Consider the following 24811-nt stretch of genomic DNA (forward strand, 5'->3'; position numbering starts at 1 on the left):
GATGCTGCGCGGGCTGTTCGGGTGGCTGCTGCTTGCCGGCTGGCTGGGCGGGCTTCCTTCCGCCCTGGCCGCGGCCGGGCCGGCCAGGCTGCATCTGGCGGTCGAGCTCGATCCGGCGCGCGGCGAGCTTCAGGTCGAGGCCGTGCTGCGTGCGCCCGAAGCCGGCTACCGCTTCGTGTTGCACGAATCCCTGCAGCCGCAGGCCGCGAGCGCCGACGGGCATGCGCTGCCGCTGCGTGCCGCGGGCAGCCGCGGTACGTTGCGCGCCTGGCGGGTGGATGCGCCGGCCGGCGCCGAGCTGCGCCTGCGCTACGGCGGCAAGCTGCCCGCGCTCGAGCAGGCACGCGACCACCGCGAGGTGCTGCAGGCCATGCCGCCGATGGCCTCGCCAGCGGGCAGCTTCCTCGCCAGTGGCAGCGGCTGGTATCCGCGTCCGGCCGACCTCTTCGCCTACGAGGTGGACCTCGTGGTCCGTGGCGGCCAGCCGGCGCTGGTCGCCGGACGACTGGCGCACGAGCAGCGCCCTGCCGCGGCGGGCGAGCCCTACCGCGCGCGCTTCGTCTTCGAACATCCGGCAGACGGCATCGACCTGATGGCCGGGCCCTGGGTGGTGCGCGAACGCCTCGCCACCCAGGCCGACGGCCGGCCGCTGCGCCTGCGCACCTACTTTCCCGCCGCGCTCGACGGCGAGGCCGGGCTGGCCGAGGCCTACCTCGCCGACAGCCAGCGCTACATCGAGCGCTACTCGGCACAGATCGGCGCCTACCCCTTCACCGAGTTCTCGGTGGTGGCGAGCCCGCTGCCGACCGGCTTCGGCATGCCCACGCTGACCTACATCGGCGAGCAGGTGCTGCGCCTGCCCTTCATCCGCGCGAGCTCGCTCGGCCACGAGGTGCTGCACAACTGGTGGGGCAACGGCGTGCTGGTCGACTACGCGCGTGGCAACTGGTCGGAGGGGCTGACCACCTTCATGGCCGACTACGCCTACAAGGCCGAGGCGTCGGCCGCCGCGGCGCGCGAGATGCGCCTGGGCTGGCTGCGCGACTTCGCCGCACTGCCGGCGGATTCGCACGCACCGCTCGCCGATTTCCGCTCGCGCACCCACGGCGCCGCGGCCGCGGTGGGTTACGGCAAGGCGGCGATGGTCTTCGTGATGCTGCAGGACGAAATCGGCGAGGACGCGTTCGCGCGCGGCATCCGCCTTTTCTGGGAACGCCAGCGCTTCCGTATCGCCGCTTGGGACGAACTGCGCGCCGCCTTCGAGGAGGCAGCCGGGCGCCCGCTGCAGGGCTTCTTCCGCCAGTGGCTGGAGCTGCCCGGCGGGCCGGCGCCGCGCATCGAACGGGCACGCTTGGTGGAGCAGGCCGGGCAGGGCGCGCGCGTGCGCGTGAGCCTGGCGCAACCGGGACCGGTGCACGCCTTGCGGCTGCCACTGCAGCTCGTGGCGGGGGATCGGGTAGAGACCCGGGTCATCGAGTTCGCCGCGGGCCGTACCGATGTGGAGCTGACCGCCGGCTTCGTGCCCGAGGGCGTGGCCCTCGACCCGGAGCTGCGTCTGTGGCGCCTGCCCGAGGCCGCGCAACTGCCGCCCATCCTGCGCCAGTGGATCGTCGCCGCCGCGCCGCGGCTGGTGCTCGCCGACGCACAGGCGGAGGCGGGCGGGGCGGGGAGCGGCGCAGTGAGTGGCGCAGTGAGTGGCGCAGGGAGTGGCGCAGGGAGTGGCGCAGGGAGTGGCGCAAGCGGTGGCACGCCGAGAGGGGCGGACAGTGCATTCGCCGAGGCGGCGCAGGCGCTCGCCGCCCGCCTGTTCGAGCGCACGCCGACGCTGGCAGGTCTCCCAGCCTTGGGCGCAGAGGGCGGGCCGGTGCTGCTGGTGGGCAGCGAGCCCGCGGTGGCCGCGGTGCTCGTCGGTGCCGGCCTGGCGGCACAGCCCCGGGGCATGCCCGCAGGCGGCAGCGCCAGGGTGTGGACCGTGCAGCGTGAGCGCGGCCCGGCGCTCGCCGTGATCGCCGCCGCCGACCCCGCCGCGCTGCGCGCGCTGCAGCGCGCGTTGCCACACTACGGCAGCCAGAGCTGGCTGGTCTTCGACGGCACGCGGGCAAGCGCCCGCGGCGTATGGGACGCGCCTGGCAATGTGGTGAAGGTGGAGCCTTGAGCAGCCCTCGCGAAGCTCGCAGTCCCGCTTCCACGCCCGAGGAGCGGCGTAGGAGCGACGCAAGTCGCGATCAGTGCGCCCGCGGTTTGCGCAGGCGCAGTTCGACCGCAGCTATCGCGACTTGCGTCGCTCCTACGGGAGGGGGCACGACGCTGCGGGCGCCTGCAGCCGCCGCGCGGCGATCCGCCTCCTCGCGGTGCTAGACTGCGGCGCCCATCCGCAATCGCATAACAGGCCTTGTCCATGTCTTCCCGTCCTCTCCTGCTCGCCGCCGCGCTCGCGGCGCTCTCGCTGCCCCTGTCTGCCGCTGCCGACGAGGCCGCGTTCGCGTCCTGCCTCGCCAAGCTGCGCGGCGAGGCCGCGGCCAAGGGCGTGCATGGCGAGACCTTCGACACCCACACGGCCGCGCTCGCGCCCGACATGGCGGTGATCGGCTTCCTCGACGCGCAGCCCGAGTTCGTCACCCCGATCTGGGACTACCTCGCCGCGCTGGTGGACGAGGAGCGCGTCGCCGACGGGCGCGCGATGCTGACGCAGTGGAATGAGGTGCTCGCCGAGGTCGAGCGCCGCTACGGCGTGGATGCCGAGACCGTGGTTGCGGTGTGGGGCGTGGAGAGCAACTACGGGCGCAACTTCGGCAGCCGGCCGCTGCTGACTTCGCTGTCCACGCTGTCCTGCTTCGGGCGCCGGCAGGCCTTCTTCCGCGGCGAATTCTTCACCACGCTGAAGATCCTGCAGGAGGGCCACGTCGCGCCCGAGCGTCTCACCGGCTCCTGGGCGGGCGCCTTCGGCCACACCCAGTTCATGCCCTCGACCTTCATGCGCCTGGCGGTGGACTTCGACGGCGACGGTCGCCGCGACCTCATCGACAGCGTACCCGACGCGCTCGCCTCGACCGCCAACTTCCTCGCGCGCGCCGGCTGGCGCAGTGACCTGCGCTGGGGCTTCGAGGTCCGCCTGCCGCGCGGCATGGACACCGCCGACGCCGGCCGGCGCAACAAGCAGCCGATGGCCGAATGGGCCGCGCGCGGCGTGCGGCGGGCCGACGGCAGCGCCTTGCCCGCGGCCGGCGCGCCGGCCGGACTGATGCTGCCGGCGGGGCGCGAAGGCCCGGCCTTCCTGGTCACGCGCAACTTCGACGCGCTGTATTCCTATAACGCCGCGGAGAGCTACGGCCTCGCCATCGCGCATCTGTCGGACCGCCTGCGCGGCGGCGCGCCCTTCGCCACCGCCTGGCCGACCGACGACCCCGGCCTGTCGCGTGCCGAGCGCCGCGAGCTGCAGCGGCTGCTGATCGCGCGCGGTCACGACATCGGCGAGCCCGACGGCATGATCGGCGCGCGCACCCGCGAGGCGCTGCAGCGCGAGCAGGCCGCGCTCGGCCTGCCGGCCGACGGCCGCGCCGGTCAGCGCGCGCTGCAGGCGCTGCGCGCGGCGGCGCGCTGACGGCCGCTCCCGCTTCCGGGGGCTCCAGGAAGTGAGCGCGGTCGCTCGCGTGGTGCGCGCGCGACCGCATGCAGAGGCGACTTCAGCGGCGGCCTCGATCCCTGCCCCCGCGGGGGATCTCGTGGCGCGAGCGGCCGCGGTACCGCTCAGACCGGTTCGCGCCGGCGCTGCGCGCGCTCGATCCGCTCGATCTCGTCGCGGTTGTCGTTCAATACGTCCTGCACGTAGTCCATGTGTTCGGACGCCAGGCGGCGGGCGTCCTCGGCGCGACCCTCCACGATGGCGCGATACAGCGCTTCGTGCTGGGCCAGCAGACGGTCGCGCACCGCGCTGCCGAGCGGCAGCATGCCGCCGATGTTGGTCACCACGTTGTGTTCGAGCAGCTCGAACAGGCTGCGGATGGTGTGCAGCAGCACCGCGTTGTGGCTGGCCTCGGCGATCGCGAGGTGGAAGAGAGCGTCGGCCCGCCCCTCGTCCGCGCGGCTGATGCGCCCCTGCTGCAGGTAGCAGTCCTGCACGCGCTCGAAGGCGGCCTTCAGGCGCTCGCGGTCGGGGGCGGTGGCGCGCTGCGCGGCGTAGTAGGCGCAGGCGCCCTCCAGGGTGTGGCGGAACTCGATGAGGTCGCGCTGGGCCTCGGGATTGCGCCCGAGCAGCTCGATCATCGGGTCGCGGAAGGAGGTGCCGAGCGTGCTGTTCACGAAGGTGCCGCCACCATGCCGGCTCACCAGCAGCCCGCGCGCCACCAGCTTCTGGATGGCCTCGCGCACGGACGGGCGCGACACGCCGAACTCCTCGGCGAGGGCGCGCTCCGCGGGCAGGCGCTCGCCCGGGCGCAGGCTGCCCTCCAGCACCAGGGTCTCGATGCGCTCGACGATGCCGTCGGACAGGCGGCGGGGCTGGAGCGGGGCGGGTTTCATCGAGCGGACTTCCTTGGCGGTCGTTGTGTGGCGCGGGATGGGAATCTAGTCCGGCAGGGGCGCGGGGGCAAGGGGGGGCGGGTTGAGCGGACGCCCCATGCCCGGCGCGCCTTGGACCGACTCATGGAGAGTTCGCTGCGAGCTTTTTCTGTGTCCGTTGTCAGGGGGGCGCGGCAGGAGCCCCGCATCGTCCGCAGAGACGGTCGCTGGCGCGCAGCCCGTGGTCGGGCCAGTCCGCACAAGATCTGCATGTTGCTCGCGGTGTTCGATCTGGCTCGTGGTGTCTTGGTCATCCAGCATTAATCGCTGAGCGGGTGACTTTCAGGCTGTCCTTGGACACGATGCCGAGGGTGTTGCACACCCGTCTTCAGGGGCGCGTCCGTTACAAGTATTGGGCGTTACATGCCTTCTGCGCGGGCAGGAGTCGGGGTCTTGACCGACGCGGCCCCGACACACCCTGTGCCACAATCCGATCCGTCTTCCCCCACGACATTCGACTATCCCGATGGCGCAACTCTTCCCAACGATCGACGCCCTTCGCCACGACGGCGGCCTGTATCGCGAGCTCGATGTCCTCGAACGGCTGCAGCAGTCGCTTCCCGACGGCTATGAGATCTTCCACAGCGTCGCCTGGCAGACCGCGCATCACGGTGAGGGCCGGCACGGTGAGATCGACCTCGTCGTCCTGGCGCCGAGCGGCAACATCCTCCTGGTCGAGGTCAAGGCCGGCGAGCTTTCGCTGGTCGAGGGCAATCTCGTCAAGCTCTACGGGCAACGCGAACACGATGTCGCCCGCCAGACCCGCGTGCAGCATGCGGCCATGCTCAACCGCCTTGCCGAGGCCGGTCTGCATGCGCACGTCACGGGCTGCGTCGTCCTTCCCGATCATCAGGTGGAAGAGGCCCGCATCGTCTCGATGCCGCGTGAGCGCATCATCGACGCGAATGACTACGCGCACCTTGGTACCCGTGTGCGAGAGCTGCTCGAACAGGGGAGCAGTCGCAGCGACGTGGAATCGCTCCGCCGCTTCCTGGGCAACGTCTTTAAGGTCTCGATCGACCTTCAGGTGCTCGGTGACCAGGTGCGCCAGACGAGTCGCCGCCTCGCCGACGGCCTTGCGACCTGGGTGCCGCGCATCGCCTCGCCGTCCGGCGTCTTACGTATTCAGGCGACGGCAGGCTCCGGCAAGACGCAGCTTGCGCTGCGCCTGCTCGACGACGCCGCCGCCGCAGGGCAGCGCGCGCTTTACGTCTGCTTCAACCGCACGCTGGCAGACCACATCGGCCGCATCGCGCCGGCGCGTGCGCGGGTGTCGAGCTTTCATGAGCTCTGCGTGGAGCACTGGCGGCGCACGCAGGGTGAGCCGGACTTCACCGCCGAGGGCATCTTCCAGGCGGTCGTCGAGCGCTACGGCAGCGACGCGCAGGACTTCGAGGCGCTGTACGACCTCGTGATCATCGACGAAGGGCAGGACTTCGACCCCGCCTGGGTCGTGAGCCTGCTGCCGCAATTGAAGGAAGATGGGCGGCTTTACCTGCTCGAGGACGAGGCGCAGCGTCTCTACGAGCGGGACGGATTCGATCTTGACGGCGCCGTCAGCGTGCGCTGCAACGACAACTTCCGCTCGCCGCGCGCCATTGTCGATGTGATCAACGCCCTGGGCTTGGCAGGGGGAACCGTCGAGGCACGTAGCCCCTACGTAGGCGAGCTCCCGACCTTCCGCGCGTACGACGACGAGCGTGGCCTGCGCCGCGAGACGCTGGCGGCGGTGGAGGCGTTGCGCGAGCGCGGGATTCCGCTTGACGACATCGTCGTCCTGAGTGCGCGCGGACACGGGCGTTCTCTCCTGCTCAAGGAGGCGAAGCTGGGGGCGTTCGGGCTGCGGAGGTTTCTGGGGCGGTACACGGCCGACGGGGAACCGGTGTGGTCCGAGGGCGAGCTCGTGATCGAGTCCGTGCATCGGTTCAAAGGGCAGAGCGCCATGGGGGTCGTGCTGACGGAGGTGGATTTCGAGCAGTTCGACGAGGCTGTGCGCAGGCGTCTGTTTGTGGGGATGACGCGGGCGCAGTTGGGGTTGGAGGTGGTGGTGTCACGAGCGGCTGAGGCGGCGCTGAGCGGGGCGCTTGCGTAATTTGTGTGCGCCACACCTTCCCCCGGGATCCGGGTCGTTGATCGGGGACTCGAGTCTGAGCGAAGCCATGGCTCACTGCCTCTGACCACGCCTCATCCAATTTCAAGCACGACGCTCATCGGCGAGCTCCCATCATGCGTCTTGTATCGAGCCTTCCCGAAATACATGAACGGCGCTGCCTTTCCGCCAGCCAGCTTTGTTTCTCGTACGAAGAGATGCAGTGTGATCCCCAGGTTCTGATGCTCGATGATCTCCCGTCCGCGTTTGCTCTCTGGAGTGGTCGAGTTCTGGCTCGACCACTGGAAGGTGTGATCGTCGATCCAGCGATCGAGATAGCGATGAACTTCTGACTTGCCTTGCTTGTTCAGCGTAACCAACAGCACGTGTGCATTACGCTCCGGGAGCACGACATGCCCGCTATTCCAGTTTCCCTGATTGAATTCGGCGCCGAAAAGGGACGGGATCTCTTCTCGCATGAAGGATTCGCCGACCGCCAGTTCGAGCGGATCGATGATCGCTTTCAGACGGGCGAGCGTACGTAGTTCTTCTGCCATTTCGGGTGTGACGTGGATGTCTTCGTAGTCGGGGTTGTTCGCGACGAGCACGTAGCTGCCGTCGCGCTGCTTGGTGACGACCCGTAGCAGGTACTGATCCTCACCCGTACGATCCTGACGCTCGATCGCCATGACGCTACCGGTGATCGAGCCGGCATTGCCTGGGCTGACGAGCTCAAGTAGCAGATAGTCGCCATCGCGGATCGGGTTCTTACCGCCGTTCATCGAGTTACCCGAGGCGCGGGCGATGAAGTGGCGGGCGGGGTCGAGGCGGCCGTAGCCAGTGCCGACGCTGCGATGTTCCTCGGCATCGGCGCGGGCGGTGCGGAAATGGCCGCAGGCGATGCGCAGATTGGGGAAATAGGGTAGCTCGGTCCTGTCCGGGCGCTGCTGCGGGAAAGGAATCACGTTGTCGGTACTGGCCGTCGTGCTCCGCCGGGCTTCATAGGCGGCCAGGCGGTAGTCGATCAGCTCCTGCACCATTTCCGTGAGCGTTTCCTGCTGCTCGGGCGCGACATCGAAAACGGGTTCGAAGCGATCACTCCGGACGCGGAATAGCTGGCTTTTCTGCCGTGTCTGGTTACCGCCGATCCACGCATTCACCGGGTTTTCACGCCAGTAGCGTTGCCAGCCGGTGGTCGTGCCGTCTTGGGTGTCTGCGAGGATGTCGGGAAGATCGGCGAGGAGTGGCCGGCGGCGCTGCAGAACCTGCCACGATCGCTCCGCGAGCTGGTCGAGGGTGGGCGTACGGTGCCAGCCGTCGAGTTCCTGGAAGGCTTCGAGGAGAACCATCTTGAAGCTCTTGGTCATCGCGGTGGTCTCGAGTTCGCGCAGCAGATCTTTGTGCGCGCCGAGGCTGGCGGATTCCGTCTGGGCGAGATCGCCCATCGTTTTCACGAGCCCGAACCAGCTTTCGTACTCATTGCGCATCCGCCCGAGGTTTGCGCCGCTGCGGTAGAACTCCGCGAGCGTCGGGCGGCGCCCCAGGCCGTCGCGTAGCGCCTCGTAGTCACGGGCGACACCATCCCCATCGAGCGACTTCAGAAAATCGATCAACTCCAAGTCGAAGTTGATGTAACAACCGGTCGGGAGTTCGAGCCGGTGCGTCTCGATCTTGCGCGCGAATTCTGCCAACTGCTTGTACCCGCTGCCGATCTGGCCGAGCGCCTGGGGTTTGTGCAGGAAGCTGTGATGATTGCCGATGAAGTCGAGCACGACCAGGCGTTCCTTGCCTTCGGCGCGGCGAAGGCCGCGACCGAGTTGCTGCAGGAAGAGGATCTTGGACTCGGTGGGCCGCAGCATCAGGACGGTGTCGATCGCGGGCAGGTCAACGCCTTCGTTAAACAGATCGACCGAGAAGATCACCGCTAGCCGCCCCTCGGCGAGCTGCTCCAGCGCCTCTCCACGTGCGAGTTCGGAGCCGGCGTACACGGCGGCGGCTTCGATGCCTTGCAGTCGGAATTGCGTCGCCATGAACTCGGCGTGCCGTACTGACACACAGAAGGCGAGGGTGCGTTGCTGGGCCCGCTTGCGCCATTCCTTGAGTGCATGGCGGGCTCGGGCTAGGGTAGCGAGCTTGTTCGACAGCTTTTCGGGGTCGAAGCGGCCGTTGCGCCAGGGGATCTCCTCGTAGTCTACCGACGCATCCCAGACGCCGAAGTAGTGGAATGGCGCGAGCAGGCCGGCTTCGATGCCCGCGAAGAGATTGCGGTCTAAGACGAGGTTGTCGTCGCACAGGGACAGGATGTCGGACTGGTCGGTACGATCGGGCGTGGCGGTGAGACCGAGCAGGAACTGCGGCGCGAAATGAGCGAGCAGGCGGCGATAGGTCGGGGCTGCGGCGTGGTGGAATTCGTCGATGATGATGTAATCGAAATGCTGCGGCGCGAAGCGCTCGAGGTGCGCGTTGCGGCCGAGTGTCTGCACCGAGGCGCATAGCACGTCGACCTGAGTGTCACGGGCCTGACCCATGTAAAAGCCGATACGCGCGCGCGGGCGGATGCGGACAAAGGTGTCTGCGGCCTGTTTGAGTATCTCTTCGCGATGGGCGACGAATAGCACGCGACGGGCACCGATTTGTTCGGCGTCGAAGGCGGCGAGCCAGGTCTTGCCGAGGCCCGTGGCGAGGACCACCAAACCGCGCAGATAGCCGTCGTGTCGGGTGCGGGTAAGCGCGGCCAGCGCCTCTTGTTGGATCGGTGTTGGGTTTGGGGGCTTCTCGCTCTCCTCGGCGCTCGGTTCGATCGGCCGTGGCGGCGGGACGCGGCGCGCTTCATAGCGCTCGATCCATGCGTCGGTGAGTTCTACCGTTCGTGGATCTCGGAAGATCTCCTCGAAGCGGGCGCGTGCTTCGAGGAAGCCGTCGTCACCTGGGTATTCGATGCGGTAGTTCCATTCCAGCCCGTCGGTGAGCGCTGGCCGGCTGATGTTGCTCGAGCCGATGAAGACGCTTCCGTGGAGCGCGCTTGGGCTGGGGAAGTGGGTAAATAGGTAGGCCTTGAGATGAAAGCTGCGACTGCCGGCCTCGAAGATCCGCACTCGTGCGCCTTGCGCCTGCAACAGCCCCAGTAGCCGTAGTGCACTCGGGTCGGTGATATCGAGATAGTCGCTGGTTAGGATACGGACTCGTACCGGTAGGCGCGATTCGTCTGCCGAGCGGGCCAGCGCGTCATAAAGGTCCGGGAGTAGCAGGCGCAGTCCACTCGCCTGCACGAAAGACACGGCGAGGTCGATCTCGTCCGCAGTGGCGATCGAGCGGCAGAGCTGCGATAGCAGTGGGTGCTGCGGCTCTCCAGTGAAGAGGCGGTGCGTCGAGAGGGTCTTTCGACGTAGTAGACCATTGAGCCATTCCTCGCTGCGCTCTGGTCGTTGATCCCGCGTGATCCAGCATTCCACCGATTCCAATTCGGCCAGCCCTGCTACCCACTCGCTGAGCCGTGCCTCGGTTGCATCGGTGAAGTCGCGCTCCCCGGCGCGGCGTTCACATTCGCCGTGCTTGAAGCTGAGATAGAAGACTCCGCCCGGTTTGAGGCTTGCCCACAAGCGGGCGAGGGTGGCGGGCAAGTCGGCCTCCGGGACATGGAGCAGGCTGGCGCAGGCCCAGATGCCGTCGTAGCAACAGCGTTCCTCGACGTCGTCGAAGCGGCGTAACTCGACCGCCTGGCCGGAGTGTGCTTTCGCAATGTGTACGAGTTCGACGGAGGCGTCGAAGGCGCGTACCCGGAAGCCGGCTTGCATGAAGGCCTTGATGTCGCGTCCCGCGCCGCAGCCGGCATCGAGGATCAGCCCACCTGCGGGGACGTGCGCGAGAAAACGGTCGTGCAGCTCGGACATGTCCACGCCCAGCGTGTCCTCGGCAAATCGGGTGGCCTCGATGTCGTAATAGCGGATGGTGCGGGACATTAGCGACCGCCTCAGTACGCAGTGGGGCGGGGTAGGGGAATGTGGTGCTGGTGCATGGCAATAGGCTACCAGGTTGCCCCGCAGATGAGCGGTTGAGCAGGCTGGGCTCGCGAGCACGCACGATCGCCACAGCTTGGCTGAAGACGGTTTCAGCCCTTCATACGCAGGCTGGAGGGCAAGACGCGGCGGGCGTCGATCAAGGCCGGGCGCGGAAGGGTGAGCGACTGATCGGCTTATCCCGTCGAGTATCAGTCAACGTCCCGTATCAGTTGGTGTCCAGCAGGCGTGCGCACTCGTCCATCATCGAGCGCGCCAGGTCCGAGTCGTAGTTCGGGTCGAGCGCCTCCATCATCTCGTGAGCCGTATAGAGCCCTGCCTCCCGTGACAGCGAGCCGGCGATCTGGCGCGCCAGCCCGTCGCTGAGCGCGGAGAGCTGGCGGCGGTCGGCCAGCGGCAGCGTGCGCTCGCTGCGACGCAGCCAGTCGGCGATGAAGCTCGCGCCCTGCGCTTCGGTCAGCCACTGGCCATGCTCGTAGTAGATCGACAGGCGCTCGGCCGTCAGCGCGAAGATCAGCGCGGCGCGCGTTCCCTTGCTGTCTGCGGGCGGAGTGGCGCGGGGTGGAGTAGGCATGGCGATTCGGCGGGGTGCGGTGAAGAGACACCCCGATGCTATCAGTCCACTGTCAGTATCAAACGACAGTTTCACTGTATAAATAAAGGTGGCTTAATCTGTGTCATGAACTCCGAAACCTCCCCAAGCTACCCGCTGGCCGAACTGGCCGTGCTCGCGGACCTGCCGCCGCGCACGGTGCGCTACTACGTGCAGATCGGCCTGGTCGACCGACCCGAGGGCGAGACCCGGGCGGCCCGCTACGGCACGCGGCATCTCGAGCAGCTGCTGCAGATCCGCAAATGGACCGCTGCCGGCGTCTCGCTCGAGCGTATCCGCGAGCTGCTCCACGGTGCGCCGCCGCCGGTGCCGCCGCGTGAGCGCGCCATCGGCAGCGTGTCGGTGTGCAGCCATCTGACGGTGGCCGAGGGGGTCGAGGTGGTGATCGATGCCCAGCGCGCGGGCCTGAGTCCCGAGGCGGTGCGCCAGTTCATCCAGGGCGTGATGGCCGCCTTCGAGGCGGTGCAGGGGCAAGGCGGGGCAGCGTCGCAGGGCGCTGCCGCGCACAACACGGACAAGAACGACCGACAGGCGGGAGAACCATGATGCAGCAACAATCGGCACGACTTGAGACGCGCGCGGGTGAGGCACTGACGCTGCAGGGCGTGCGGTTCACCGGCACCTTGCGCGGCACGCTCTTCGAAGCGGAGCTCGAGCAGCGCTTTGCCAACCCCTTCGAGCGCCATGTCGAGCTCGTCTACAGCTTCCCGCTGCCGTGGGCGGCGGTGCTCCTCGGGGTGGAGGTGCGGATTGGCGAGCGCTGCCTGTCCGGAGCGGTCATCGAGAAGAAGCAGGCCGAGCAGGGCTACGAGGACGCGCTGGCCGAGGGCAACACCGCCATCCTGCTCGAGCAGAACTTCGATGGCAGCTACACGCTGAACCTGGGCAACCTCGCACGCGGAGAAACCTGTGTGCTGCGGCTGCGTTACGCCCAGGTGCTGCAGTTCGAGCAGCATGGCCTGCGCCTGGTGGTGCCCACGGTGATCGCCCCGCGCTACGGCGATTCGGTGGCCGATGCCGGCCTGAAGCCGCATCAGGTGGTCGAGCACGACCTGATGGCGGTCCATCCGCTTGAGCTCACCTTGCGCATCGAAGGCGAGCTCGCGCGGGCGCGCATCGGCTCGCCGAGTCATCCGTTGTCGATGCGGCTCGAAGGAGAGGGGGAGACGGCGGCGATGCTCGTATCGCTCGGTCGCGGCGGGGCACTCGATCGCGACTTCATCCTGGTGCTCGACGAGGTTGCGCAGGATTCGCTTGCCGTGTGCGCGCAAGACACCCTCGATGAGGGCGCGGTGAATGTGCTGGCGAGCTTCTGCCCGCGTGTGCCGGCAGCGGCCCATCCGCTCGCGGTCAAGATCCTCGTGGATTGCTCCGGCTCGATGCAGGGCGACAGCATTGCCGCTGCGCGCCGTGCGCTGCAGGCCATCATCGCCGGCCTGCGCGAGGGCGAGCGCTTCTCGCTGTCACGCTTTGGCAGCACGGTCGAGCATCGCTCGCGTGCCTTGTGGCGCACCAGCGCCGCCACCCGCCAGGCGGGACAGCGCTGGGCGATGCAGTTGCAGGCCGATCTCGGTGGCACCGAGATGGAGAACGCGCTGGCATCCACGCTGGCCCTGGCCGGAGATGCCGAGCCGAGCCCTGGGACGGAGGAGGGGGCCGCAGCGGTCGATCTACTGTTGATCACCGACGGCCAGATCCACGCCATCGATCGCACGGTGAAACGGGCGCGAGCGCTGGGGAATCGGATCTTCGTGGTCGGCATTGGCAGCGCGCCGGCCGAGGGTGTGCTGCGGCGGCTGGCTGACGAGACGGGCGGCGCCTGCGACTTCGTCGCGCCCGGCGAGGCCGTGGAGCCGGCGGTGCTGCGCATGTTCGCGCGTTTGCGCTCGCAGCGCATGGACGCCCTGCAACTGGTGTGGCCGACGGGTGCCGAGCCGGTGTGGATGAGCCCGCTGCCCGGCTCGGTCTTCGATGGCGACGCAGTCACGGTGTGGGCGCGCTTTGCGCAGGTGCCGCATGGGTGGGTGCCGGATCAGCCGGTGCGTCTGGTCGGCCGGATGGCACAGGGGGACGCGCCCGTAGCGCTGGGTGAGGCATCGCTCAGTGCCGTCGAGCCGCATGCCGTGCTGGGCCGCATGGCGGTGGCCGCGCAGGTCGAGCAGCTCCTCGCCGGCGAAGGGGCGCAGTCACTCCGGGCACCGGAGGCGCTCGCGCTGGCCGTCGCGTATCAACTGGTCAGTCCGCTGACGCACTTCCTGCTGGTCGAGGCGCGTGCCGAAGCCGACAAGCCCGAGGACATGCCCGATCTCGTGAAGGTCCCCGCGATGCTGCCTGCAGGCTTTGGCGGGCTGGGAAGCGTCGATCTGCTTTACATCGAGCCCAACATGGCGCCGCTCACGGTGAATGACACGCCCACCGCGTATGGCGCGCCGGCAGCGGCGGGCTTCGGGTCGTTTGACATGAACGCGCTCGATGCGCCGGCCGTGATGCGCTCGGGTGCGCGCGTGCTGCGCAGCGAAAGGCGAACACAGGCCTCCACCTACGATATCCCGGCATTCCTGCGACGCGGCGCTGACCGGGCAGCCGATGAGCCGCCGCGCGACGATCCGCGTTACTGGTCTGCCGAGCCTCATTACAGCGGCCTCACACCGCTGGGCCTGACCCACTGGCTGCGCAGTCATACGCAGGCCGAATGGCCGCGCACGTATGCGGCGCTGCACAGGATCGGTGTCGGTACGGCGGTGCTCGACTGGCTGGAGTTCGTCCTGGCCGACGGGGAGGACGAGGCGCAGGTTGTGGCCTGCTTCGTCGAGGCGATGGCTCAGCGCGAATTGCATGACGCGCTGCGCTCGACCAACGGCATGCTCGGACGGCTCAAGGCCCTGACGCAGCGGGTGAGGCCGGCCGCTGCGCCTGAGGCCCGACAGGTTGAGGTGGCGTCTGAGTCGCTCGCGGCGCGCCTGCAGGTGTTCGTCAGCACGCTCCAGGCGGAAACCTGGCCCGACTGCGTCTTTGCGCTCCGGGACGCGGCCTCGGCGCTCGAACGGTCGGGTGTCGGCGTTGAATAGCACTAGGGGAGCCACGAGGAGGCAGCCATGCCTGTGAAGACCGTCCTGAACGGCAGCACCGTGCCGGTCAGGATCTGGACCGACGACATCGACGAGGGCTCGAAGGCGCAGCTCGCCAACCTCGCCAGCCTGCCCTTCATCCACCACCACGTCGCCGCCATGCCCGACGTGCATCTGGGCATCGGCGCGACCATCGGCTCGGTGATCGCCACCCACCAGGCGATCATCCCGGCGGCGGTGGGCGTCGACATCGGCTGTGGCATGGTCGCGGCGCGCCTGTCGCTCACGGCGAATGACATCGACGAGAAGCGGCTGAAGAAGGTGTTCGATCAGATCACGCGCGACGTGCCCGTCGGCCGTGACCAGCATGCCGACGGTCGCGTGCTCGTCGATGCGGTGCGCCCCTTCGAGCCCGGCCTCAAGGCCCTGACCGATCGTCACCCGCAGCTGCTCAAGGCCTTTGGCAGGTTCTCCAAGTGGGCCAACCAGATGGGCACGCTCGGCGGTGGCAACCACTTCATCGAGGTCTGCCTGGATGAGAAGCGCCGGGTGTGGGTGATGCTGCACTCGGGCAGCCGGGGCATCGGCAACGCGATCGCGACCTACTTCATCGAGCTCGCCAGGAAGGACATGGAACGGCACATGATCCACTTGCCCGACCGCGACCTGGCCTACTTCCGCGAGGGCAGCCCGCATTTCGACGACTACGTCGAGGCGGTGCACTGGGCGCAGGACTATGCGATGGCCAACCGCCAGGCGATGCTCGAGCTCGTGCTCGCAGGGCTGGCGCGCCACCTGCCGCCCTTTACCGTGACTACCGAGGCGGTGAACTGCCACCACAACTACGTCGCCCGCGAGCACCACTTCGGCGCCGACGTGTGGGTGACCAGAAAGGGCGCGATCCGCGCGGGGGAGGGCGAGCTCGGCATCGTCCCCGGCAGCATGGGCGCGCGCAGCTACATCGTGCGCGGCAGGGGGAACGCGGAGAGCTTCTGTTCCAGTGCGCACGGCGCTGGCCGGCGTATGAGCCGCACGGCGGCCACCAAGCACTTCACCGAGGCCGACCTTGCGCGCCAGACCGAGGGCGTGATCTGCCGCAAGGACAAGGGCGTGGTGGACGAGATCCCCGGCGCGTACAAGGACATCGACACCGTGATGGCCAACCAGTCGGACCTGACCGAGGTGCTGCACACGCTGAAGCAGGTGGTGTGCGTGAAAGGGTAGGGGGCGCAACAGATGGCAGGGGAACGGGTTCGAGCCGTCATGGACCACGGCTGGCCGTGCTGTGCGAAAGACAGGCTCACTTCCTGAGCCTGTCGCGCATTACAGTCACCGCACTACATCCAGCACGGAGTGCTCATGCGGCCTGCCCGATGCGCAGCGGCACAAAAGCTCCTGGCGCGAGCGGAAGGAGCGGTACCTCGCTCACCTGCGTGCGACGGAAGGCGAGGGCATTCTCGTCTCTGCGTGCGACAAGCTGGCCAACCTGCAGGCGATCCTGTTTGATCTGACTGAAATCGGTGAGTCCGTTTGGGCGCGCTTCAGCGGAGGGAAGGGTGGATCGCTGTGGTACTACACGGCGTTAGTCGATGCTTTTGGCGGACGGGTACCGGCCGCAATGGGATGTCGACGATTGGCTACGCACAACTCATCAGCCGACTCTGTCTGGTCGTCCGACCGCTGGCGAAGCCGGCGCAGATCAGCGGTTCGGTCAATCGGCCTGTGGACTCGGCCGACCGCGTGCTTCTTCCTTGCGGCGTTGCCATCGAGGGCACGCTTGTCGGGCACCGCGAGTTTGCCCTGCGCCATGAAGGCGTGAATCTTGAGGTCATCGACGCCCTGTTCGAGCGCCTCACGCCGGAGGACTTGCTGGCCAGGTTGAACGCGGCGCCCAACGGCGCGCACATCCGGCGGGCGTGCCATCTCTGGGAGTGGCTGACGGAGCCGAGAACTGCAGGCAGCTGCCTTGCCGATGGGAGGCTACGTCGACCTGTTTCCTGCCCGATGACTACGTCACCGCCGGGCAGCCCACCAACGACCGTCGATTCCGCGTGCGCAACCATGCACTGGGGACGGCCGATTTCTCCCCGGTGGTGCGCGCGCCAGTAACGAGCGCGCGCGCGATGAGGGCGCGGCCCCTGCGGCGCATGGAGCGGAGCGCGCCGAAAAGGCCCCGCATGGCCGTTGGATTGGGCTCTCATGTTTGCATCGATAAATCTGATGATTTCCATTGACACGCCTTCCGGGCTCCCTTAGTCTGGTGCAACTTCTGGCTAAGTGGTAAGACCACTTAGCCAGAAAGTGGAAGCGCACGACATCCTGATTTCATGAAATGCATTCGAGGGGGAAGGGGCAATGACGGTTGGTTCGATGTTCAAGGCTGCGCGCGTGATGCGCGCGCCGGCCTGAGGGGGAGATTCCGATGCAGCCTGGTACGCTCGCATTCCTCGCCTTTTCTCCGATCCTGCTCGCCGCGGTGCTGCTGGTGGGCCTGCGCTGGCCCGCCAAGCGCGCGATGCCGGTCGTCTATTTCCTCACTGCGGGCATCGGCCTGTATGTGTGGGAGATGAGCCTGAACCGCGTGCTCGCCTCGACCCTGCAGGGGCTGGTGATCACGATCGGGGTGCTGTGGATCATCTTCGGCGCCATCCTGCTGCTCAACACCCTGAAGTACTCGGGCGGGATCACCGCGATCCGCGCGGGCTTCGCCAAGATTAGCCCCGACCGCCGCATCCAGGCGATCATCATCGGCTGGCTGTTCGGCTGCTTCATCGAGGGCGCCTCGGGCTTCGGCACGCCGGCGGCGATCGCCGCGCCGCTGCTGGTGGCGATCGGCTTCCCGGCGCTGGCGGCGGTGCTGCTCGGCATGCTGGTGCAGAGCACGCCGGTGTCCTTCGGTGCCGTGGGCACGCCGATCATCATCGGCGTCAATAGCGGCCTCGACAGTGCGACGATCGGCGCGCAGCTCGCCGCCAGGGGCTCGAGCTGGGACGTCTTCCTGCAGGTGATCACCAGCAACGTGGCGATCATCCATGCCATGGTCGGCACCGTCATTCCGCTGATCATGGTCATGATGCTGACGCGCTTCTTCGGCCGCGAGAAGAGCTGGAAGGCTGGCTTCGAGGTGCTGCCCTTCGCGATCTTCGCGGGTCTGGCCTTCACCGTCCCGTACGCCTTCACCGGCGTCTTCCTGGGGCCTGAGTTCCCCTCGCTGCTCGGCGGCCTGGTCGGCCTGGCCCTCGTCACCACCGCGGCGCGTTTCGGTTTCCTGGTGCCGAAGAAGACCTGGGACTTCGCCGACCCGAAGGAGTGGCCGAGCGAGTGGATGGGCAGCGTCGAGATGAAGCTCGATCAGCTCCCGCGTCACCAGCCGATCAGCATCTTCCGCGCCTGGCTGCCCTATGTGCTGGTGGGCGCGCTGCTCGTGCTGAGCCGCGTGTTCCCCGAGATCGGCGGGGCGATGAAGTCGGTGGTGATCGTGTTCGCCGACATCCTCGGCGAGAAGGGCATCAAGGCGGACTTCCAGCCGCTCTACCTGCCCGGCGGCATCCTGGTGGCGGTGGTGCTGATCACCGTGTTCCTGCATGGCATGCACGCGCGCTCGCTGGTGAAGGCGGTGGGCGAGTCCTCGCGCGTGCTGCTCGGCGCCGGCTTCGTGCTGCTGTTCACCGTGCCGATGGTGCGCATCCTGATCAACTCGGGGGTGAACGCCGCCGACCTGCCCAGCATGCCGATCGCGATGGCCAAGTGGGTGGCCGACAGCGTGGGCAACGTGTATCCGCTGCTGGCACCGTCGGTGGGCGCGCTCGGTGCCTTCATCGCCGGCTCGAACACGGTCAGCAACATGATGCTGAGCCAGTTCCAGTTCGGCGTGGCGACCTCGCTCGGCATCTCCACGGCGATGGTCGTGGCGGTGCAGGCGATCGGCGCGGCCGCCGGCAACATGGTGGCGATCCACAACGTCGTGGCGGCCTCGGCCACGGTGGGTCTGCTCGGCCGCGAGGGCGCGATCCTGCGCAAGACCTTCTGGCCGACGGTGTACTACGTGCTGATGACCGGCACGGTGGCGATGATCGCGATCTACGTCCTCGGGGTGTCCGATCCGCTGCTCGCCGCGAGCTGAGTCCCGCGCGGAGGGACGCATCGGCGTCCCCCGCGCATCCGTCCTTCCTGCCGTCGCGGCCCTGCCGCGGCTGCATCGCACTTCAGAACGATGAAATTCCGGAGCCGAAGCGCATGAGTCCTCTGTCCTCCGCACCCGCCAACGCCACACGTGTCGCGCCGCCGCTCGAGGCCGCGCGCAGCTATCCGGCCAAGCCGGCCGACGTGTACCTGTTCGGCACCTGCGTGATCGACGTGTTCTTTCCCGGTGCCGGGATGGACGCGATCCGCCTGCTCGAACGCGAGGGCATCCGGGTGCATTTTCCGCAGGCGCAGAGCTGCTGCGGGCAGCCGGCCTACACCTCGGGTTATACCGACGAGGCGCGCGAGGTGGCGCGCGCGCAGCTCGCGCTCTTCGCCGGCGACTGGCCGGTGGTGATCCCGTCGGGCTCGTGCGCCGGCATGTTCCGCCATCACTACTTCGAGCTCTTCAAGGACGAGCCGGAGACGCTGCAGCAGGTCGCGTCGCTGTCCGCGCGCACCTTCGAGCTCGCCGAGTTCCTGCTGGAGGTGTGCAAGGTCCGCTTCGAGCACACCGGCGCGCCGGTCAGGCTCGCGTTGCACACGTCCTGTTCGGCGCGACGCGAGATGAACACCCACCTGCATGGCCGCGCGCTGCTCGCGCAGCTGGCGGGGGTCGAGCGCGTCGAGCACGACCACGAGAGCGAGTGCTGCGGCTTCGGCGGCAGCTTCAGCGTGCGCATGCCCGAGATCTCGGGCGCCATGGTGCAGGACAAGACCGCCGCGCTGAAGGGTTCGGGCGCGGCCGAGGTGGTGAGCGCGGACTGTGGCTGCCTGCTCAACATCAACGGCTGCTTCGAGAAGCAGGGCGACACGCTTCGGGGCGAGCACCTGGCGAGCTTCCTGCTGCGCCGCACGACTTCCGCGAGCACGGGAGGGGTGCGATGAGCCACGTCGCCGACACCCCCGCGCAGCCGATCGCCTTCACCCGCAACGCGCGCGAGGCGCTCGCCGACGCGCAGCTGCGGCGCAACTTCCGCGGCGCCATGGATGCGCTGATGGACAAGCGCCGCAACCAGTTTCCCGACGGCGACGAGCTCGAGCGCCTGCGCGCCTTCGGCAACCGCGTGCGGGCGCGCGCGCTGTCCAAGCTGCCCGATCTGCTCGAGCGCCTCGAGGCCAATCTCGTCCGCAATGGTGTGCAGGTGCACTGGGCGGAGACGGTGGAGGAGGCCAACGCCATCGTGCATGGCATCGCCGAGCGCCACGCGGCGAGGAAGGTGATCAAGGGCAAGTCGATGGTGTCCGAGGAAATGGAGATGAACCATTACCTCGGTGCGCGCGGCGTCGACTGCCTCGAATCCGACATGGGCGAGTTCATCGTGCAGCTGCGCGCGGAGAAGCCCTCGCACATCATCATGCCGGCGATCCACCTCAACGCCGGCCAGGTCGCGAAGCTGTTCCACGACAAGCTCGCGGTCGAGTACACCGAGGACGTCGATCGCCTCATCCAGATCGGCCGCGAGACCTTGCGGCGCAACTTCTTCGAGGCCGACATCGGCGTCTCGGGGGTGAACTTCGCGATCGCCGAGACCGGCACGCTGCTGCTGGTGGAAAACGAGGGCAACGGCCGCATGTCGACCACGGTGCCGCCGGTGCACATCGCCGTCACCGGCATCGAGAAGGTGGTCGAGAACCTGCGCGACGTGATCCCGCTGCTGTCGCTGCTGACGCGCTCGGCCACCGGCCAGCCGATCACCACCTACGTCAACATGATCTCCGGCCCGCGCAAGGCCGACGAGCTCGACGGCCCGCAGGAAGTCCACCTGGTCCTGCTCGACAACGGCCGCAGCCAGGCCTTCGCGGACGGCGAGCTGCGCCAGACGCTGAACTGCATCCGCTGCGGCGCGTGCATGAACCACTGCCCGGTGTATACGCGGATCGGCGGCCACGCGTACGGCACGGTGTATCCCGGGCCGATCGGCAAGATCGTCACCCCGCACATGCTCGGGCTGGAGACCACCCGCGACCTGCCCACGGCCTCGTCGATGTGCGGCGCCTGCGGCGAGGTGTGCCCGGTGAAGATCCCCATCCCGTCCCTGCTGCGCCGCCTGCGCGAGGAGGCGGTGCGTGCGCCCGCGGCCGAGCCGCATCACGTGCGCGGGCAGGGCGCCAAGCACTCCAGGAAGGAGACCCTGGTGTGGAGGGTGTGGCGCACGCTCAACACCTCTCCGGGCCTGTACCGCGCGGCGATGTACGCGGGCACCCGCCTGCGCGGGCTGATGCCGGCCGACATCGGGCCGTGGACGCGCTACCGCAGCGCGCCGAAACCGGCCGCGCGCAGCCTGCACGAGCTCGCCCGCGAGCATCTGGGCGAGCAATGAACGACGCCAGGAGCGAAACCCGAATGAATGCGAAAGAACGGATCCTCGGCAAGCTGCGCGCCAGCCTCGCGGGGACGACCCCGGTCGCCGACGACTACGACATCGGCCTGGTCACCGATCCCTGGCGCTATGCGGCGGACGAGCGCATCGCGCGCCTGCGCCGCATGCTTGAGGCGGTGCATGGCGAGACGCTCGTCACCACGGTGGCGGAGTGGCCACAGCGCGTGCTGGAGGCGCTCGCCGCGCGCGGCATCGACGAGCTGCTGGTTTCGCCTGCCACCGTGCACGGCCGCCGCCTGGCGGAGCACGTGCGTGCACAGGATGCGGCGCTGCGCCTGAAGGGCTACGAGAACCCGGTGGAGGCCTGGAAGGACGAGCTCTTCTTCCATACGCCCGCCAGCCTTACCGGCACGCTCGGCGGCATCGCCGCCACCGGCAGCCTGGTGCTGTGGCCGAGCCCGCAGGAGCCGCGCCTGATGAGCCTGGTGCCGCCGCTTCACATCGCGCTGCTGAACGCGAGCGAGGTGCGCGACAACCTCTTCGAGCTCATGCACGCGCAGCGCTGGACCGACGGCCTGCCGACCAACGCGCTGCTGGTGTCGGGACCGTCCAAGACCGCCGACATCCAGCAGACGCTGGCGTACGGTGCGCACGGGCCGAAGGAGCTGCTGGCGCTGGTGATCGAGGACGCCTGAGCGCGGCGCGGATCGTGGGCGCGCCCGGCCGTGTCGACGATCCACACCGCGGCTTGCCGGAGCGGCGGAATCGCGACTCGCGTCGCTCCTACCGCGCGGCTCCGGCGATGCGGAGGTGTTTCCGCGGCTCCGTCGAGGCGCGATCGCGGCGACCGGTCCCTCGCCACGCACCCCAAACCCGCAGCTTCTTCTGTAGGAGCGACGCAAGTCGCGATGTCCGAGACCGGTCCCTCGCCGCGCACCCAAACCCGCAGCTTCTTCTGTAGAAGCGACGCAAGTCGCGATCTCAGGGGCCGTTCCATCGCCGCGCACCCCGCACCCGCAGCTTCTTCTGTAGGAGCGACGCAAGTCGCGATCGCGGCGACCGCCTACCGGCGCCGCGTCGCCTCATGAATCGCTGCTCGCGCCTCCGTCGACTCGCCTTACCCCTCCGATGGTGGTCGGAGCTCGAAGCTCGCCCGCACCACCCCCGGCTCCTCCGAGGCCTTGAGCTTGAAGCCCAGGTGCTTCAGCAGGCCAAGCATCGGTTCGTTCTCGCCCATCACCTCGCCCACGAGGCGCTGGATGCCGATCTCGCGCGCGTAGCGCACCAGCTTGTCCATGAGGATCGAGCCCAGGCGCTGGCGCTTGAGGTCGGAACGGATGACGAGGGCGAACTCGGCGGTGTGGTTGTCCGGATCGGCCACCGCGCGCGAAACGCCTAGGGTCTCGGGCTTGCCGTCGGGGCCGGTCGCGGTGGCGATGAAGGCCATCTCGCGGTCGTAGTCGATCTGCGTCAGGCGCGCCATCTCGCGACGCGGGAACTCGGGGATGTAGTTGAAGAAGCGATAGATGAAGTCCTCGCGGGTGAGCCGCGACAGGAAGGCGTAGTGCGCCGGCTCGTCCTCGGGGCGGATCGGGCGCAGCAGGATCGGGCGGCCGTCGCGCAGCCGAGAGGGCTCCTCGAGCGCCTTCGGGTAGGGCTGGATCGCCAGCCGGTGCTCGTGGGCGGTGGCCGGACGCAGGCGCATGTGGGCGTCGAGCGCCTGCACGCCGTGCTCGTCGACGAACACCGGGTTGATGTCCATCTCGTGGATCTCGGGATGGTCGACGACGATCTGCGAGACCTTGGTGAGGGTGAGCGCGAGCGCGTCGCGGTCGGCCGCGGGGAGGTGGCTGCGCGCCTCGAGCAGCGCTGCCGCCTTGCTGCGGGTGATGAGGTCGTCGGCGAGCGGCTTGTTGAGCGGCGGCAGGCCGACCGCGAGGCCACGGAAGATCTCCAGCGCGCGACCGCCTTCGCCGAACACGATCACCGGTCCGAACAGCCGGTCGGTGCTGACGCCGATCAGCAGCTGGCGCGCGTGCCCGCGCATCACCATGCGCTGCACGGTGAAGCCGCTCACCGACACCGGCGGCTCGGCGCGGCCGGCGCGCTCGATCATGCCGCGTGCGGCGACCTGGACCGCCTCGGTGCTCTCGAGGTTGAGCGCGACGCCACCGACGTCCCACTTGCGCCGGATGTCGCGCGACATCAGGGTCAAGGCCACCGGCAGGCCGATGCGGCCGGCGATCTGCGCGGCCTCTTCGGGGGTGGCGGCGAGGTGGGTCTGGATGACGGGCACGCCATAGGCCGCGAGGACGTCCTTGGATTCGGACTCGGTCAGGCTGGCACGCGATTGGGCGAGCGCGCCCTGGATCACCGCCCGCGCGCGCGCGGCGTCGGGCTTGAAGGCTTCGGGTTCGGAGGTCGGCACCTCCATCAGCACCTCGGAGGCGATGCGGTGGCGGTGCATGTGCAGGAAGGCGCTGGCCGCGTGCTCGGGCGAGTCGAAGGTGGCGATGCCGGCGTTGATGAAGAGGTTGCGCTCTTTCTCCACGCTCTCGTCGCCCACCCAGCAGGTCATCAGGTTGATGCCGGTCTCGCGTGCGGTGGCGATGACCTGCTGCGCGGTGTCGATGCTGCTGGAGAGCGCGTTCGGGGTGTGGATCAGCAGCACGGCGTCGCCGTCGCGCTCTTCCTGCAGGATCTTGAGCAGGCGCTCGTAGCAGGCCGGCTCGGAGTCGACGCGGATCTCGAGCGGATTGCGTCCGTTCCAGGCCGGCGACATGAAGCGGCGCAGGCGCTCGATGGTCTGCTCCTTGAGCGCCGGCAGGCTGTAGCCGGCAAGGTAGAGGCTGTCCTCCACCATCAGGCCGGCACCGCCGCCGTTGCTCAGCACGACCAGGCGGTTGCCGCGCAGCGGGCGGGCGCGCAGCACGGTCTCGGCGGCGCCGAACATCTCCTCGAGCTGGTCCACCCGCAGGATGCCGGCGCGGCGCAGCGCCGCGTCGTGCACGTCGTCGTGGCTGACCAGGTTGGGCATCTCGAGGAAGAGCGGGTCGGAGACGCCCATCAGCGGGTTGTCGGGCGAGCGTCCGGCCTTGATCGCGATCACCGGTTTGTTGCGCGCGGCGGCGCGCGCGGCCGACATGAAGGCGCGGCGATCCTGGATGGATTCGATGTAGAGCAGGATCGCGCGCGTGCCCGAGTCGGCGGCGAGGAAGTCGAGCACCTCGCCGAAGCCGATGTCCAGGCTGTCGCCGAGCGAGACGAAGTGCGAGAAGCCGACCTTCTTGCGCAGCGCCCAGTCGAGCACCATGGTGCCGACCGTGTCGCGCTGGGAGACGAAGCCGAGCTTGCCGGGGCGCGCGGCGATCTGCGAGAAGGTCGCGTTGAGCCCGAGTCCGGGTACCAGGATGCCCAGCGTGCCGCCACCGAGCAGGCGCATCTCGTAGCGGCGGGTGATCTCGAGGATGCTGCGCTCGATCGGACGGCCGTCGGCGCCGAGCGTGGTGTCGAGCTGGTTGGCCATCACCATCACGGCACGCGCGCCGCGTTCGCCGAGCTCCTCCACCAGGCGGGGCACGAGCGGCGCGGGGGTGCAGATGATCGCCAGGTCGGGCGTCTGCGGCAGCGCGGCGATGCTCGGGTAGGTGAGCACGCCCGCCACCGAGGTTCGGCGGGGATTGACCGGCATGATCGGGCCGGCGAACTGGCCCGAAAGCAGGTTGCGCATGAGCACGTTGCCCATGCGGCGCTCGCGCGCGCTCGCGCCGATCACGGCGATCGAGCGTGGATTGAACAGGCTTTTCAGGTGGCGGAAGCTCATCGCCTTGCTCCCCGGGGAGGGAATCGCTCGTCTGCAGTTTAATGCATGCCTGCCGCACATGCATGAACTGAATTGCGGCCGGGTCGAGCGGCCCGCCAGCGCCCGGTTCTCCGCGTCGAACTCGAGCTGTCCGGACGAG

15 protein-coding genes are annotated in these 24811 nt (G+C 68.4%); 11 read left to right on the top strand and 4 right to left on the bottom strand.

What is annotated here, in order from left to right; translation table 11 throughout:
* The first annotated feature begins 1 nt into the window (after window position 1).
* A complete protein-coding gene (locus TMZ1T_RS08420; RefSeq protein WP_012585153.1) occupies window positions 2-2155 on the top strand; it encodes a M1 family metallopeptidase in 2154 nt (717 codons plus the stop codon).
* A 243-nt stretch (window positions 2156-2398) separates the two neighbouring features.
* Window positions 2399-3601 (top strand): lytic murein transglycosylase, encoded by a 1203-nt coding sequence (locus tag TMZ1T_RS08425; RefSeq protein ID WP_012585154.1) that lies wholly within the window; start codon window positions 2399-2401, stop codon window positions 3599-3601.
* 146 nt (window positions 3602-3747) lie between these two features.
* Here the strand turns inward: TMZ1T_RS08425 and TMZ1T_RS08430 are convergent, their stop codons facing one another.
* Window positions 3748-4518, bottom strand: a complete 771-nt coding sequence (locus TMZ1T_RS08430) for a GntR family transcriptional regulator (protein ID WP_012585155.1) — start codon at window positions 4516-4518, stop codon at window positions 3748-3750.
* Window positions 4519-5023: 505 nt separating this feature from the next.
* Between TMZ1T_RS08430 and TMZ1T_RS08435 the strand changes: the two genes are divergently transcribed.
* Window positions 5024-6649, top strand: coding sequence for an NERD domain-containing protein (locus tag TMZ1T_RS08435; protein ID WP_012585156.1), 1626 nt, complete (start codon window positions 5024-5026; stop codon window positions 6647-6649).
* A 92-nt stretch (window positions 6650-6741) separates the two neighbouring features.
* On the opposite strand, the gene TMZ1T_RS08440 is transcribed toward TMZ1T_RS08435, so the two are convergent.
* Both TMZ1T_RS08440 and TMZ1T_RS08445 read right to left on the bottom strand, forming a co-directional pair.
* Window positions 6742-10605 (bottom strand): DUF3427 domain-containing protein, encoded by a 3864-nt coding sequence (locus tag TMZ1T_RS08440; RefSeq protein ID WP_012585157.1) that lies wholly within the window; start codon window positions 10603-10605, stop codon window positions 6742-6744.
* 265 nt (window positions 10606-10870) lie between these two features.
* Window positions 10871-11236 carry a hypothetical protein gene (locus TMZ1T_RS08445; RefSeq protein WP_004303518.1) on the bottom strand — a complete coding sequence of 122 codons (366 nt, stop codon included), beginning with the start codon at window positions 11234-11236 and terminating at the stop codon, window positions 10871-10873.
* Window positions 11237-11341: 105 nt separating this feature from the next.
* Here TMZ1T_RS08445 and TMZ1T_RS08450 point away from each other — a divergent pair, with 105 nt between their 5' ends.
* The 8 genes from TMZ1T_RS08450 to TMZ1T_RS08480 all read left to right on the top strand — a co-directional run bounded on the left by TMZ1T_RS08450 (window position 11342) and on the right by TMZ1T_RS08480 (window position 21544).
* Entirely contained in the window at window positions 11342-11821 is a 480-nt protein-coding gene (locus TMZ1T_RS08450; RefSeq protein ID WP_004303516.1) for a helix-turn-helix domain-containing protein, read from the top strand.
* Window positions 11818-14343, top strand: a complete 2526-nt coding sequence (locus TMZ1T_RS08455; RefSeq protein WP_041589634.1) for a VIT and vWA domain-containing protein — start codon at window positions 11818-11820, stop codon at window positions 14341-14343. The genes TMZ1T_RS08450 and TMZ1T_RS08455 overlap by 4 nt, the downstream gene beginning before the upstream one ends.
* Before the next feature lie 27 nt (window positions 14344-14370).
* The gene (locus TMZ1T_RS08460; RefSeq protein ID WP_004303513.1) at window positions 14371-15567 is read left to right on the top strand and encodes an RtcB family protein; all 1197 of its coding nucleotides are present in this window, start codon (window positions 14371-14373) and stop codon (window positions 15565-15567) included.
* Window positions 15568-15966: 399 nt separating this feature from the next.
* Entirely contained in the window at window positions 15967-16452 is a 486-nt protein-coding gene (locus TMZ1T_RS20530) for a hypothetical protein (protein ID WP_187283031.1), read from the top strand.
* 313 nt (window positions 16453-16765) lie between these two features.
* Window positions 16766-18466 (top strand): L-lactate permease, encoded by a 1701-nt coding sequence (locus tag TMZ1T_RS08465; protein WP_004303509.1) that lies wholly within the window; start codon window positions 16766-16768, stop codon window positions 18464-18466.
* 113 nt (window positions 18467-18579) lie between these two features.
* Window positions 18580-19413, top strand: coding sequence for a (Fe-S)-binding protein (locus TMZ1T_RS08470; protein WP_004303507.1), 834 nt, complete (start codon window positions 18580-18582; stop codon window positions 19411-19413).
* Window positions 19410-20849 (top strand): LutB/LldF family L-lactate oxidation iron-sulfur protein, encoded by a 1440-nt coding sequence (locus TMZ1T_RS08475; RefSeq protein ID WP_012585159.1) that lies wholly within the window; start codon window positions 19410-19412, stop codon window positions 20847-20849. Before TMZ1T_RS08470 ends, TMZ1T_RS08475 begins: the two co-directional genes overlap by 4 nt.
* A gap of 23 nt (window positions 20850-20872) precedes the next feature.
* Entirely contained in the window at window positions 20873-21544 is a 672-nt protein-coding gene (locus TMZ1T_RS08480) for a LutC/YkgG family protein (RefSeq protein WP_012585160.1), read from the top strand.
* A 422-nt stretch (window positions 21545-21966) separates the two neighbouring features.
* On the opposite strand, the gene TMZ1T_RS08485 is transcribed toward TMZ1T_RS08480, so the two are convergent.
* Window positions 21967-24672, bottom strand: a complete 2706-nt coding sequence (locus TMZ1T_RS08485; protein ID WP_004303503.1) for a bifunctional acetate--CoA ligase family protein/GNAT family N-acetyltransferase — start codon at window positions 24670-24672, stop codon at window positions 21967-21969.
* Window positions 24673-24811 lie beyond the last annotated feature (139 nt).

Origin of the sequence: Thauera aminoaromatica (genome assembly GCF_000021765.1) — a bacterium.
GTDB lineage: Bacteria > Pseudomonadota > Gammaproteobacteria > Burkholderiales > Rhodocyclaceae > Thauera > Thauera aminoaromatica.

What these genes read in the sequence shown, in the direction of transcription:
- TMZ1T_RS08420 (WP_012585153.1), top strand. Translation starts at nt 2, where the DNA reads ATGCTGCGCGGGCTGTTCGGGTGGCTGCTGCTTGCCGGCTGGCTGGGC.
- TMZ1T_RS08425 (WP_012585154.1), top strand. Translation starts at nt 2,399, where the DNA reads ATGTCTTCCCGTCCTCTCCTGCTCGCCGCCGCGCTCGCGGCGCTCTCG.
- TMZ1T_RS08430 (WP_012585155.1), bottom strand. Translation starts at nt 4,518, where the DNA reads ATGAAACCCGCCCCGCTCCAGCCCCGCCGCCTGTCCGACGGCATCGTC.
- TMZ1T_RS08435 (WP_012585156.1), top strand. Translation starts at nt 5,024, where the DNA reads ATGGCGCAACTCTTCCCAACGATCGACGCCCTTCGCCACGACGGCGGC.
- TMZ1T_RS08440 (WP_012585157.1), bottom strand. Translation starts at nt 10,605, where the DNA reads ATGTCCCGCACCATCCGCTATTACGACATCGAGGCCACCCGATTTGCC.
- TMZ1T_RS08445 (WP_004303518.1), bottom strand. Translation starts at nt 11,236, where the DNA reads ATGCCTACTCCACCCCGCGCCACTCCGCCCGCAGACAGCAAGGGAACG.
- TMZ1T_RS08450 (WP_004303516.1), top strand. Translation starts at nt 11,342, where the DNA reads ATGAACTCCGAAACCTCCCCAAGCTACCCGCTGGCCGAACTGGCCGTG.
- TMZ1T_RS08455 (WP_041589634.1), top strand. Translation starts at nt 11,818, where the DNA reads ATGATGCAGCAACAATCGGCACGACTTGAGACGCGCGCGGGTGAGGCA.
- TMZ1T_RS08460 (WP_004303513.1), top strand. Translation starts at nt 14,371, where the DNA reads ATGCCTGTGAAGACCGTCCTGAACGGCAGCACCGTGCCGGTCAGGATC.
- TMZ1T_RS20530 (WP_187283031.1), top strand. Translation starts at nt 15,967, where the DNA reads ATGTCGACGATTGGCTACGCACAACTCATCAGCCGACTCTGTCTGGTC.
- TMZ1T_RS08465 (WP_004303509.1), top strand. Translation starts at nt 16,766, where the DNA reads ATGCAGCCTGGTACGCTCGCATTCCTCGCCTTTTCTCCGATCCTGCTC.
- TMZ1T_RS08470 (WP_004303507.1), top strand. Translation starts at nt 18,580, where the DNA reads ATGAGTCCTCTGTCCTCCGCACCCGCCAACGCCACACGTGTCGCGCCG.
- TMZ1T_RS08475 (WP_012585159.1), top strand. Translation starts at nt 19,410, where the DNA reads ATGAGCCACGTCGCCGACACCCCCGCGCAGCCGATCGCCTTCACCCGC.
- TMZ1T_RS08480 (WP_012585160.1), top strand. Translation starts at nt 20,873, where the DNA reads ATGAATGCGAAAGAACGGATCCTCGGCAAGCTGCGCGCCAGCCTCGCG.
- TMZ1T_RS08485 (WP_004303503.1), bottom strand. Translation starts at nt 24,672, where the DNA reads ATGAGCTTCCGCCACCTGAAAAGCCTGTTCAATCCACGCTCGATCGCC.